Origin of the sequence: Fictibacillus sp. KU28468 (assembly GCF_026153615.1) — a bacterium.
Taxonomy (GTDB): Bacteria; Bacillota; Bacilli; order Bacillales; family Fictibacillaceae; genus Fictibacillus_C; species Fictibacillus_C marinisediminis.
The window spans coordinates 1,233,201-1,245,208 of sequence record NZ_CP110666.1; the positions used below are offsets into that span (position 1 = coordinate 1,233,201).

The following is a 12,008-nucleotide window of genomic DNA, read 5'->3' on the forward strand; positions in this document are numbered from 1 at the left end:
ATGAATTATAAAAAATTGAAATTTATGTTTACTCTTGTTTTATTAGCTGCATTATCTTTAAGCTTTACTCCTTTAATGAAAACAGAAGCTGAGGCCCCTCCAAATGTAATTGATATAGATACATTCCCACAGAAGCATGTAATAGATATTGATCAATTAAAACCTGGAGACAGAATAAAAGATTCATTAGAAATAAGAAATAATGGAAACGTAGAATTTGGGTATAACAGCAAAGCAATATATAAAGGAGGTTCAAAAAAATATTACAACCAGCTTCTTTTAGAGATAAGTGATCAGAAGTCCGATCTTTTATTTAATGGCAAATTAAAAAATTTTAAAGGCTTTAAATTAAGAAAACTAAAGCAATTTTCAAAAGAAAAGTTATTTTTCATAATAACTGTACCCGATTTAGATAATAGGTACCAAGGCATGTCCACAACAAGCGAATTGTTATTTTATGTAAGTGGTGATACAGGTAATGGTCAAATAGATGATAAGAATAATCCAATAGAAAAAGATACCAACGATGGAATACTCCCAAAAACAGGCGAAGAAGATCCCTTATTAATATATATAACAGGGTTAATTTTGATATCAGTCGGAATAGTAATTTTGTTTATGAAGAAATCTATCATTCCGAATCCTTTCCACAAGGACAAGGATTAAAAGATGAAGTGGATCGCATATCTCCTTATACTCACAGGCATCATTACGATGTGTTACCCAAAACTAAAAAGCTACTATTATACGAACAAGGAAAACCATTTACTTCAATCATGGGATCACCCGCCAACCAAACAGTCAGTCAGCAGCTATAAAAAGCTGGGTCCTGTTCTTACTACAACGAAAAAAGAAACCAAACCGGACAGGAAAGACCCCTTACCGAACAGTTTGCTCGGAACTCTTGAAATTAAAAGAATTCATCTCCGCTTGCCAATCTTGGAAGGAGCCAGCCTATCCAACCTGAAGATTGCAGCAGGGCACATTTCCGGCACCACTCCTATTGGTGAAGAAGGAAATGCGGCGATCGCAGCCCACCGAAGCTATACGTACGGCAAGCAATTCAATCGGCTGACAGAAGTGAAAACCGGAGACCTTATCACGATTGAAACCAAAAAAGAAAAGCTGATCTACCGGATGATCGCCAAAAAAATCGTCAAACCAGCAGACCTATCAGTCTTACATAGCAGTAAAAATGAAAACATCATCACGTTAATAACCTGTCATCCGTTCAAACACCCGACACACCGGTATATTGTGAAGGCGAAGTTAATTGAGGAAAGGTTGTTAACCAGCAAAGGAAGTCGGTGATCGTGAGGAAATTAGGAACACAGATTAAGAGGATCCGGATGGAGAAAGGCCACAGTGTGACAAGGCTTGCTGAGATGGCTGGAATCTCTAAAGGATACTTGAGCAGCATAGAAAATCATAAAAACAACCCGTCCGCATATATGATTAAAAAGCTGGCGAAAGCCCTGGAGGTGCCTGTGGAAAAGGTCATTAATCTAGAAGCAGATATATTGGACCAGGAGTGGATGGAACTCGTCATTCAGGCAAAGGAAATGGGAATCAATCAGGAGGAAATCCGTACGTTTATACAGTATGAAAGCTGGAAACAGCAGACAAAGGATGATGAAGCGAAATGATCCGCCTTGAAAATGGAGTCTATTTATGTGAAGCAGCGGGGAATAAAGTAAAGGTCGTGTACATGGGCCGCAACATCTGTGAAATTTTTATTAATGATGAGCTAAGAGGAAGAGCACCTTTTGATTATGTAAAAAAAACAAATTCTGAAGTGGGAAAAAAGGGACCATTTATCCATTGCCAATATCGGACATTATCAATTTAAAGAACTTGTTCCGATCATCGATATTTTTGTATGAAAAAACCGGCGCCGCCAAAGGGTGCCGGTTTAGCTTTGATTTTTATTTTTCCATTTGTTGAATTCAAGAAATTCTTTAAACTGGTCTTTGCTGACACCAGACTCCATAGCTTCTTTTACGAGCTCTGCCCATTCATAATCCAGCTCCGCCTCATTGACCTCAGCTTTTTCATTCAGCAATTTTTCAACAGGAATATCCAGGACGACTGCCAGCTTTTCAAGCAGCTGTACAGAAGGATTGGTTTGTATATTTCGCTCAAGGGAGCTGAGATAGGATTTGGCGATACCTGCTCGTTCTGCTAATGCGGATAGAGATAGACCTTTTTCTTTGCGATATTTTTTTACAAGTTCACCAATCACGTTAATCCCTCTTTTTTACTACAAATTTTGCTTCCATTATACATTTAGGGACGATAGGCTGTAAATAGACCAAAAGCGACATCAGATCGATGTCGCTTTAAATATTCGCTCATTTGATGGTATGTACGTTTTTTGAAGATAGCTACGGATTTCCTCCAAGCTTAAACCTTGCTTTTTGGCTTGTAATAGTAATGCTACCCATTCACGATCAAGCTCTGTTTTTTTTACGGTTTCCATGTTTCCCTCCTGAAATTGGTGGTTTTCCAGGTAATCCAGCCATCATAGTTACTCACCTTAGACCTGTGATTTTGCGTCCATGCTTTTCAGCGATGTTTGCCCTTTAACTGGAGGGTGGCATTCCGACAGTCACTTAAATACATACAATTTTAACCAATTACTAGTACTTAACTCACGATTTTATTATAGTATCTCATTCTTTAGGAATCTGTCATAATTTGGCTGTTACATAACTGTAATATTATTGAAAAGTAAGCGTTTGCATTGATGCTTTCCCCTGAATTGTTTAAGATAAATAGAGAGAGCAAAAAAGGGGCGGATGAGTGATGGAACTAGGGAAATGGAAAGAACTTGACGAAAAAGATTTTCTAAAAAACTTTAAGAACGAATTCTATTTAAAAGAAGGCGTGTTATATTTGGACGGCAATTCGCTGGGGCTTTTGTCGAAAAGAGCTGAGAAATCACTGTTGGAGTCGCTAAATGATTGGAAGGAATGCGGTATTGATGGCTGGATGGCTGGAAAGCATCCATGGTATACACTTAGCGAGGAACTAGGGAATAAATTGTCGCCACTAATTGGGGCAAACCCGGAGGAAGTCATTATTACCGGATCCACCACTGGAAACCTCCATCAGCTCACATCCACTTTTTTTAAACCTTCAGGATCAAAAACGAAAATTTTAGCAGATGAGCTGACCTTTCCCTCGGATATTTATGCACTGAAAAGCCAGCTGGCCTTAAGAAGCTTGGACCCTGGCCAGCATCTGATCAGAGTGAAAAGCCGTGATGGCAGGCTGATTGAAGAAGAGGACATCATCAAGGCTATGACGGATGGAGCAGCTCTTATTGTGCTGCCCTCCGTGCTCTACCGAAGCGGGCAGCTTTTGGACATGGAACGCTTAACTTCTGAGGCCCACAAGCGCGGAATATTGATCGGTTTTGATTTATGCCATTCCATTGGGGCAGTGCCTCATCAACTTTCGGAATGGAATGTTGACTTTGCTTTCTGGTGCAACTATAAATATTTGAACGCAGGACCGGGCAGTGTTGCGGGACTCTATATTAATGCTAAACATTTTGGTAAAGAGCCTGGACTAGCCGGCTGGTTCGGTTCCAATAAAGATAAACAGTTTGACATGAACCATGACTTCGTGGCGGCGGATACTGCAGGAGCCTTTCAGATCGGCACCCCTCACGTCTTAAGCACGGCACCATTAATCGGTTCGCTTGAAATTTTTGAGGAAGCGGGAATGGACCGGCTAAGAGAAAAATCTCTTAATCTGACACGCTATATGATGGAGCTGATTGAAACCGAACTTGCCGGCTTTGGATTTACAATCGGAAATCCGAGAGATGATATACGGCGCGGTGGGCATGTTTGCCTGGAGCATGATGAAGCAGCGAGAATCTGCAAAAGTTTAAAAGAGAACGGCATCGTGCCTGATTTCCGTGCTCCGAATGTGATCCGCCTCGCTCCTGTAGCACTCTATACATCTTTTGAAGATGTACATACTGCGATTCAGCGGCTAAAAAAAATCATGGGTGAGAAGCAATATGAAAAGTTTTCAAACGTAAGAGAGGTGATTGCTTAATGGCTGAAAAACTGATCGATATCTCCATGCCTTTGACCACGTCCATTCCGACCTGGCCGGGGGATACCCCATACTCGTTTGAATTAGCCTGGACGAAAGCAGAATCAGGATCTGTGAATGTCGGCAAAGTGGAAATGAGCACGCACACCGGCACCCATATTGATGCGCCGTATCACTTTGATAGTGAAGGAAAACGGGTACTGGAGCTGGATCTTGAAATTTATGCCGGCAGAGCAATAGTGATAGATGTTACGGGCAAAGAGGTCATCGCTCCAGAGGATTTGGCAGATCAACCGCTGGACGGATTGGAGCGTGTGCTGCTGAAAACAGGCTCTTGGCAGGACAGAACCGTGTTTCCGGAAAAAATCACCTATCTTGATGAAGAGCTGGCTGCTTTTCTATCAGAAAAAGGTGTGAGGCTTATCGGAGTTGATGTGCCGTCTGTAGATGTCCTCGACAGCAAAGCGCTTCCTACACACCATGCCTTGCGTAAAAACGGCATAAATATCCTGGAAGGTATCGTCCTTGATGATGTGGAGCCAGGAGAATATGAGCTGATCGCGCTGCCGCTGCCGTTAAAGGATGCGGATGGCAGTCCTGTGCGTGCGGTATTGAGAGAAATATAATGTGAAAGATGAGATGATGGTTGAGCCGAATGATTTTCGGACTGAAATCATCTCTTTTTACGTTTTTTCAATTCAGAACGAGGACTCGGAATACATTTACAAGCCGAATTGAAGCATTTACCCGCCAAAACAGGGAGTTTACCCGCCGAATTCTCCTAAATACCCGCCAAAACCTAGTTATGTAAACGGCAGCCAGAGATAACAGCATCACCTGAGAACTCTCCTTTGCTACAACCGCCATCTTTGTTTCCTCTCCTCCGATTGTTTATAATAAAAAAGAAGATACAGCCAATACGGGGGAACATTATGTATAAGTATGGATTTCAAAATTATTTTGAAGCGGATTTTACCGCTTTTTATCCGGAAGTAATGAAGGGTGAGCATTGGATCAATGTGTACCTGAATTTTGATTTGTCAGCGGAGACGAAACTCCCTGGTGATCTATATGATCCGAGTGCACTCGTTGTGTTCGATCGTGATGGCGAGGTACAGGATTTTATTGTTCATGACGAAGGGGTCGACTGTGAATACAAGTTTACCGACCGGGAGAAAGAGAAAATGCTTTCGTATATAAAAAAACACGATCTGATATAAGGGGTGAGTGTATTGAAGATTAAAGGCATTGAACCGACACCAAGTCCGAACTCCATGAAAATTAACATGGATGAAGCACTGCCGGGTAACGAGCGCTACAACTACACGAAGGAAAACCTTGATGATGCACCTGACTATATTAAAGAAATCTTTAAGGTGGAGGGCGTGAAAAGCGTTTACCATGTGGCAGATTTTATTGCACTTGACCGCCATCCGCGGGCTGATTGGGAAGATGTGCTGGCTGGTGTCCGAGAAGTCTTCGGAGATTCAGACGATCAGCAGTCTGAGGCGGCCGGACAGGAGAAAAAGGAAGACGAATACCTGGAAATTACCGTCCTGATTCAAATGTTCAGGGGTTTGCCGATGCAGGTGAAATTGAAAACTGAAAATGAAGAACGGAGAGCTGGCCTTCCAGAGCGGTTTATGAACGCAGCACTGGAAGCACAAAAATCATCTGATAATCTTGTGATGGAACGTCAATGGGTAGAGCAGGGTGTTCGATACGGGACGTTTGAACAAATCGGACAAGAAGTCGTTGAAGAGATTTCAGCCGCTTATGATGAAGAACGGGTTCAAAAGCTCGTGGAACAGGCTTTTTCCATGGAATCCGGAAAAGAGGCGCCGAAAGAAGAAGTATCTACAACTGAAGTGGCCGAAAAGATGCAGGATGAAGATTGGCAGACCCGTTATGCGGCTTTAGAACGCATGAACCCGACGGTCAATGATATTATGGTGTTAAAGCAGGCACTGAAGGATCCGAAGCCTTCAATCCGGCGCCTGGCTGTCGTGTATCTTGGTATGATTGAAGATGAAGCAGTTCTTCCGCTGCTTTATGCCGGGTTAAAAGATAAAAATGTCGCGGTTCGCCGAACGGCAGGAGACTGTTTATCCGACCTCGGGAATCCGAGTGCGATTCCTGCCATGTGTGAAGCGCTTAATGACAAAAACAAGTTAGTCCGCTGGCGTGCAGCCCGATTCCTGTTTGAAGTAGGGGACGAAACGGCCATACCGGCATTGGAAGACGCAGAAGACGATCCAGAGTTTGAAGTCCGTCTCCAGGCAAAGATTGCGCTTGAACGCATTCAGAGCGGGGAAGAAGCTGCAGGTTCAGTCTGGCAGCAGATGATGAAAAGCAGGGAAAACAACGAATAAAATGGGAAGCGCTCAGACGGAGGTCTGAAGCGCTTCTTTTTCGCTGGAGATGAATTGTTTGATGTCTCTTGCCAAGTCTAACGGTTTTTCCTCCATGATGAGGTGTCCGGCATCTTTATAGACGATGAGTCTTGAATTTTTTAAATCACTGTGAAGTCTTTTTCCCGTAGTGAGGGGGATGACTTTATCATCATTGCCGTGAATGAGCAGAATGGGATGGACAATTGTATTCAGTTCAAATGGTTTTAAATCTCCTTCACGGTGTCGGAGCAGACGAATCAAGCTGTCAAAAAACCCGTCTTCTAAAAATTGTGCCCGGTATTCCTTGATCATGTCTTCTGTTACGAGATCAATGTTGTGAAGGACAGCGCTTAAATTATTGCGAAGATCTTTTTTTAGCACCCATCTCTTTAATCCCCAGGAGAAAAAAGGGAGATAGGAGCAGCAGATCATGGTAGACCGCGCCCGTTTGATGTAACCGCAGCAGCCGAGGAGCACGAGCTTACTGATCAGTTTCCCATCCTGCCGTGATGCATGAAGAGCCACCTGGCCACCCATGGAATGGCCGATAAGGACAACATCTTTCCAGCCCATTTCTTTGATGAACAAGAGAACAAGCTTTCCGTAGCTTTCCAGTGAATACTTAAACGTTTTTGACTTTTCGCTTTTACCGAACCCCGGCAAATCAATGGCAATTACATGATAATCTTCTGTTAAATGGGGAATCAGCTGCCGAAAACTGATGGTGGAAGAAAGAAACCCATGAATTAAGATCAGGACTTGTGCATCAGGATTCTTATGCTGAAAATCTTCATAATACAGATCGACTTCCCCTATTCTTTTCCGATATGCCGGAGTAAGCAGCGGCTGAGTTTTCGTTTCCATTGCATTCCTCCATCATCTTTACGTCTCGTTTATTTTGTCCAATCTTATTTCGTTTACAAAAGAAATAATTTCCTTGAACAGGCACAAAATCCGCACTTGCCTCTATTCCTTTTTACCCTGGTCTTACATATTTTATTAGTGTGTAGGACGCAACAGATGAAGGAGGTTTGTAATATGGCATATCCTTATGGTGGCGGTTTTCCGTACTATGGCTATGGCTACGGCTATGGTGTTGGCGGCGGTGGCGGCGGCGTTGGATTTGGTTGGGGCTGGATATGGGCTGTCTTGATTATCATATTTATACTTCTCCTTATCGTTGGAGCTTTATGGTGGTTCTTTAGATAAGGAAGTGAAGGGCTTGAAGATCTTAAGCTTCAGGCTCTTTCCATGAATAAAGCGGATCAAAAAGGGGATAATGTATCAAAAAATGGAGCGAAAAGCGGATGCATAGCAAACACACCGTATTATATATATGTGAAGAATACTTAAGCGGGAATTGTTATTATTACAAAACCGAGCTGATTACCCATGATTCCTGGAAAAATCCGGAGTCTATTTCGTGGTCCCGTCCCCGTCCTATTTCAAAAGCAACGTTCATGAAACAAAAAAAGGCAGGCTTTCGGACGGAACACCGAAAAATTAAAAAATCTCCAGCCAGGGTGATCGCCTTACATAAAAAAAGGACGAACCGGGCATCTTCTGAATAATACTGTTGATGTACAAGGTCTCTGCACATGGGAGGCTTTTTTTGTTTGCATCGTGTATGCGCGGGAGATCTGCCCGAATAAGAAAAGGACAAAAAAGAACAGGCATGTGGTGGCATGCCTGCCAAAAGAAAAAGGGGGAATATTGAATGCTGTCTTATCATTATGGACAGCTCCGCAAAAAGATAAACCATAAAAAAAAGAAAAAAAGGGAATACAGAGAATGTGTAATAAAGGATCAAAAAGCGGATGCCACAAAAAGCGGGTGCCAGGCACCGCGATAAGGCACCGCGATAGAGAGGAGATGTGGTCATGACGGAATATCGGATTGCAAAGGATACACTCGGGGAAGTGAAGGTGCCCAAGGAGGCATATTACGGAGCACAAACGCAGCGGGCGGTCGAGAACTTTCCAATCAGCGGGCAAAGGCTGCCGTTCGCTTTTGTAAAAGCGCAGGCGATTATTAAAGCGAGTGCAGCTGCAGCAAATAGAGATTGCGGTGAACTTGAGGAAAAACAGGCAAACGCGATTATCCAGGCAGCAGAGGAGATAATGGAAGGCAAGCTGAAGGATCAATTTGTCGTTGATGCGTATCAGGCAGGAGCAGGAACCTCCCAGAACATGAATGCCAATGAAGTCATCGCCAGCAGGGCTTCAGAGCTTCTTGGCGGTTCGAAAGGGGACTGGAGCAAGGTCCATCCGAACGATCATGTGAACATGGCACAGTCAACAAATGATACGATACATGTGGCCATCAATATTGCCGCAGCACAAGAGCTGTATCAAAATTTATACCCGGCACTTGAAAAAACGATTAAAGCGCTCAGAAACAAACAGAACGAATTTCACCACATTATCAAATCAGGCAGGACCCACCTCCAGGACGCGGTTCCCATGCGGCTTGGCCATTCCTTTGGAGGGTATGCGGAAAGTCTGCAAAAAGTTTATGATGCATTAAAACAGAGTGAACCGTTCCTCTTTGAGATTGGCCTTGGGGGAAATGCTGTGGGTACGGGAATCAACGCCCATCCGGAATATGCTGAAAGAGCCATCAAAGAGGTTGCCGACAGATCAGGCTTTCCATTTAAAGCACCGACTGACCGTTTCCGCTTTATGCAGAATAACGGGGCAGCTATCCAGATCAGCGGCCATTTAAAGGAACTAGCCATTCATCTTATAAAAATATCGTCCGACCTTCGCCTGCTCAGTTCAGGTCCGAGAACAGGAATCTCAGAACTCATTTTACCCGCTGTACAGCCCGGTTCTTCCATCATGCCGGGGAAAGTAAATCCGGTCATCCTTGAAAACATGTACATGATCTGTGCGCAGGTCATCGGCAATGATACATGCATCACCACTGCCGGAATCGGCAGCCAGCTTGAGATTAACGTGATGATGCCGGTCATTGGCTTAAACCTTCTTCACTCCATCACCATCCTGTCTTCAGGATTGAGCGTGTTTACCGATCGCTGTATCAATGGACTGGAAGCCAATGAAGGCCGGATCAGAGAACTGATGGAACAGAGCCTTGCGATTGCCACAGCACTAAATCCAAAAACGGGCTACGAAAAAGCAGCCGAGGTAGCAAAAGAAAGCTATAAATCGGGTAAGACGGTAAAAGAAGTGGCTGTGGAAAAGGGATATGTTACAAAAGAAGAAGCGGATTCCTTGTTAAATCCAGAAAAACTGGTCTAATTTTACAGAAAAAAGTTTCCTTTTCATGCAAAATTGGGTATGGGAATGATGCAAATGTCATTCTTATGCCCTATTTGCACGAAAATGAGTATGGTCAGGACGTTTTATCCTGTTTCATACGTTTTATTTTATTTTCTGTATGTGTTATACTTAATAGGTTAAAAAATAGTTAGGAGTGTTTTCATGAATTTTGAAGTAGGTAGCATCGTTGAAGGTAAAGTAACAGGAATTAAACCGTTTGGTGCTTTCGTCGCTTTAAACGACGAAGTTCAGGGATTAGTTCATATCTCTGAGGTTTCTCATAGCTTTGTTAAAGATATTAACGACGTATTAAAAGTGGGAGATGTTGTTCAGGTTAAAATTCTTTCTGTTGACGAAGATTCTAAAAAGATCTCTTTATCCATTCGTCAAACTCAAGAAGCTCCGGCTCAAGCCCCTAAAAAGGAACGCCGTCCTGCACCAAAGAAGCAAGCGGCTCAAGACTCTTCCAAAGGTTTCAACACACTTGAAGCAAAGCTTAAAGAGTGGTTGAAAGAGTCAACTGACCGTCAAGCTCAACTGAACAAACGTCTTAAGAAGTAAATAAAAAAGGTTCTTCCTATGAGGAAGAACCTTTTTTATTTTTTAATTTTATTAAACACGATTTGTTTCGATGCGGTCCTCACGTTCAACTTCATGTGCTGGAGCAAAAAGAAGAGTCAGGCAATATAAACCGGATAAACCAACCAATCCGTAAACGATGCGGGAAAGAGCTGCATCTTGACCACCGAAGATAGCTGCCACTAAGTCAAATTGGAAGAATCCAATAAGACCCCAGTTAATGGCACCAATAATAACTAGTGCTAAGGCAGTCCGCTGTAATCCATTCATGGTATTACCTCCTAAGGGAATTAAATAGATAGCAGTAATAGGATGACTTCTTTCTGTTACGATTATACATTTCCACCTTCAAGGCGAATATAAACATTATCTTGAATAGAATTCAATATTTGTTCAATCTTTTGTTTAATATTTGTACATCAAGAAAATGTTTAAAGCCGATTTCTTTACTTTTAATTTCACCCTGATAGATAATACTAACGAAAGTATTGGAACATCAAGGAGGGTAAATAAATGAATTCATTTACGTATTATAATCCAACCCGTTTAGTGTTCGGGAAAGGGCAACTTAGCCAGCTGTCTGCGGAAATGAAGCCTTATGGCAAGAAGGTATTGCTTGTTTATGGCGGTGGCAGCATTAAACGCAGCGGTCTATACGATCAAGTAGTAGCCGAGCTCAACAAGATCGGTGCAGACGTTCATGAATTATCAGGAGTTGAACCGAATCCGAGATTAACTACCGTAAAAAAAGGTGTGGAAATCTGTAAGGAGCACAATATTGATTTCATTCTTGCAGTCGGAGGCGGAAGTGTTATCGACTGTACAAAAGCCGTGGCGGCAGGAGCAAAATATGACGGAGATGTTTGGGATTTTGTAACTAAAAAAAGCACTCCTAAAGAAGCCATTCCGTTTGGTACAGTTCTTACTCTTGCAGCAACAGGTTCTGAAATGAACGCTGGATCTGTTATTACCAACTGGGAGACCAATGAAAAGTATGGCTGGGGAAGTCCGCTTGTGTTCCCTAAGTTTTCTATTCTTGATCCGGTCAATACCTTTACTGTGCCAAAAGACCATACGATTTATGGCATGGTAGACATGATGTCGCACGTGCTGGAAACGTATTTGAACCATACTGAAAATGCTCATCTTCAAGACCGTTTCGCAGAATCTATTCTATTAACGGTAATGGAAGCAGCTCCAAAATTAGTAGAAGATCTTGAGAATTATGACCTTCGTGAGACCATTCTATATAATGGGACAATGGCATTGAACGGAACTATTGCAATGGGTGTACAAGGCGATTGGGCCACTCATAACCTTGAACATGCTGTTTCAGCCGTTTATGATATTCCTCATGCCGGTGGTCTGGCAATCCTGTTCCCGAACTTGCTTCGCCATGTACTTGATCAAGGTCCAGAGCGCTTGAAGCAACTGGCTGTTCGCGTATTTAACGTGGATACAGAAGGGAAATCAGATCGTGAAGTGGCACTTGAAGGGATCGACAAGCTGTCTGCTTTCTGGACATCTTTAGGTGCACCAAACCGTCTTGCTGATTATGACATCGATGATTCCAAACTTGATCTGATCGCGGATAAAGCGATGGCAAATGGCGAGTTTGGCAACTTTAAAAAGCTTAACAAAGAGGATGTTTTAGAAATCCTTCGCATGTCTCTATAAAAAA

General features: G+C 42.8%; 15 protein-coding genes and 1 riboswitch. Of the genes, 11 read left to right on the forward strand and 4 right to left on the reverse strand.

From position 1 onward, the window contains the following. From OKX00_RS06320 to OKX00_RS06330, 3 genes are read left to right on the forward strand one after another with little or no spacing between them, the layout of a single operon-like run. Complete coding sequence (locus OKX00_RS06320; RefSeq protein WP_265409825.1) at positions 1 to 666, forward strand: LPXTG cell wall anchor domain-containing protein; 666 nt, start codon at positions 1 to 3, stop codon at positions 664 to 666. Between the two features lie 3 nt (positions 667 to 669). After that, positions 670 to 1,311 carry a class D sortase gene (locus tag OKX00_RS06325; protein ID WP_265409826.1) on the forward strand — a complete coding sequence of 214 codons (642 nt, stop codon included), beginning with the start codon at positions 670 to 672 and terminating at the stop codon, positions 1,309 to 1,311. 2 nt (positions 1,312 to 1,313) lie between these two features. Beyond that, positions 1,314 to 1,646 (forward strand): helix-turn-helix domain-containing protein, encoded by a 333-nt coding sequence (locus OKX00_RS06330; protein WP_265409827.1) that lies wholly within the window; start codon positions 1,314 to 1,316, stop codon positions 1,644 to 1,646. Between the two features lie 266 nt (positions 1,647 to 1,912). On the opposite strand, the gene OKX00_RS06335 is transcribed toward OKX00_RS06330, so the two are convergent. Together OKX00_RS06335 and OKX00_RS06340 are read right to left on the reverse strand one after the other, a co-directional pair. Next, the gene (locus OKX00_RS06335; protein WP_265409828.1) at positions 1,913 to 2,242 is read right to left on the reverse strand and encodes a helix-turn-helix domain-containing protein; all 330 of its coding nucleotides are present in this window, start codon (positions 2,240 to 2,242) and stop codon (positions 1,913 to 1,915) included. Between the two features lie 81 nt (positions 2,243 to 2,323). Then, positions 2,324 to 2,479 carry an anti-repressor SinI family protein gene (locus OKX00_RS06340; protein WP_256227522.1) on the reverse strand — a complete coding sequence of 52 codons (156 nt, stop codon included), beginning with the start codon at positions 2,477 to 2,479 and terminating at the stop codon, positions 2,324 to 2,326. Positions 2,480 to 2,505: 26 nt separating this feature from the next. Then, positions 2,506 to 2,590: riboswitch (cyclic di-GMP riboswitch) on the reverse strand. Positions 2,591 to 2,805: 215 nt separating this feature from the next. Between OKX00_RS06340 and kynU the strand changes: the two genes are divergently transcribed. From kynU to OKX00_RS06360, 4 genes are all read left to right on the forward strand, one after another. Then, a complete protein-coding gene (kynU, locus tag OKX00_RS06345; RefSeq protein WP_265409829.1) occupies positions 2,806 to 4,071 on the forward strand; it encodes a kynureninase in 1,266 nt (421 codons plus the stop codon). Then, positions 4,071 to 4,697: an arylformamidase gene (gene kynB / locus OKX00_RS06350; protein ID WP_265409830.1), complete on the forward strand. Its 627-nt coding sequence runs from the start codon at positions 4,071 to 4,073 to the stop codon at positions 4,695 to 4,697. Before kynU ends, kynB begins: the two co-directional genes overlap by 1 nt. Before the next feature lie 306 nt (positions 4,698 to 5,003). Continuing rightward, a complete protein-coding gene (locus OKX00_RS06355; protein ID WP_265409831.1) occupies positions 5,004 to 5,291 on the forward strand; it encodes a hypothetical protein in 288 nt (95 codons plus the stop codon). Between the two features lie 12 nt (positions 5,292 to 5,303). After that, complete coding sequence (locus OKX00_RS06360) at positions 5,304 to 6,443, forward strand: conserved virulence factor C family protein (protein ID WP_265409832.1); 1,140 nt, start codon at positions 5,304 to 5,306, stop codon at positions 6,441 to 6,443. A gap of 12 nt (positions 6,444 to 6,455) precedes the next feature. Here the strand turns inward: OKX00_RS06360 and OKX00_RS06365 are convergent, their stop codons facing one another. After that, positions 6,456 to 7,328 (reverse strand): alpha/beta fold hydrolase, encoded by an 873-nt coding sequence (locus tag OKX00_RS06365; protein WP_265409833.1) that lies wholly within the window; start codon positions 7,326 to 7,328, stop codon positions 6,456 to 6,458. A 174-nt stretch (positions 7,329 to 7,502) separates the two neighbouring features. Here OKX00_RS06365 and OKX00_RS06370 point away from each other — a divergent pair, with 174 nt between their 5' ends. The 3 genes from OKX00_RS06370 (at position 7,503) to yugI (ending at position 10,309) form a co-directional block, all read left to right on the forward strand. Next, the gene (locus OKX00_RS06370) at positions 7,503 to 7,673 is read left to right on the forward strand and encodes a sporulation protein YjcZ (protein ID WP_265409834.1); all 171 of its coding nucleotides are present in this window, start codon (positions 7,503 to 7,505) and stop codon (positions 7,671 to 7,673) included. 671 nt (positions 7,674 to 8,344) lie between these two features. After that, positions 8,345 to 9,727, forward strand: a complete 1,383-nt coding sequence (locus OKX00_RS06375; RefSeq protein ID WP_265409835.1) for a class II fumarate hydratase — start codon at positions 8,345 to 8,347, stop codon at positions 9,725 to 9,727. 183 nt (positions 9,728 to 9,910) lie between these two features. Then, on the forward strand, positions 9,911 to 10,309 hold the full coding sequence (yugI, locus tag OKX00_RS06380) for a S1 domain-containing post-transcriptional regulator GSP13 (protein WP_053357353.1): 399 nt from the start codon (positions 9,911 to 9,913) through the stop codon (positions 10,307 to 10,309). Between the two features lie 51 nt (positions 10,310 to 10,360). Here yugI and OKX00_RS06385 read toward each other — a convergent pair whose 3' ends face one another. Continuing rightward, entirely contained in the window at positions 10,361 to 10,597 is a 237-nt protein-coding gene (locus OKX00_RS06385) for a DUF378 domain-containing protein (RefSeq protein ID WP_062233296.1), read from the reverse strand. 243 nt (positions 10,598 to 10,840) lie between these two features. Between OKX00_RS06385 and OKX00_RS06390 the strand changes: the two genes are divergently transcribed. After that, on the forward strand, positions 10,841 to 12,004 hold the full coding sequence (locus OKX00_RS06390; protein ID WP_053357355.1) for an iron-containing alcohol dehydrogenase: 1,164 nt from the start codon (positions 10,841 to 10,843) through the stop codon (positions 12,002 to 12,004). Positions 12,005 to 12,008: the final 4 nt, after the last annotated feature.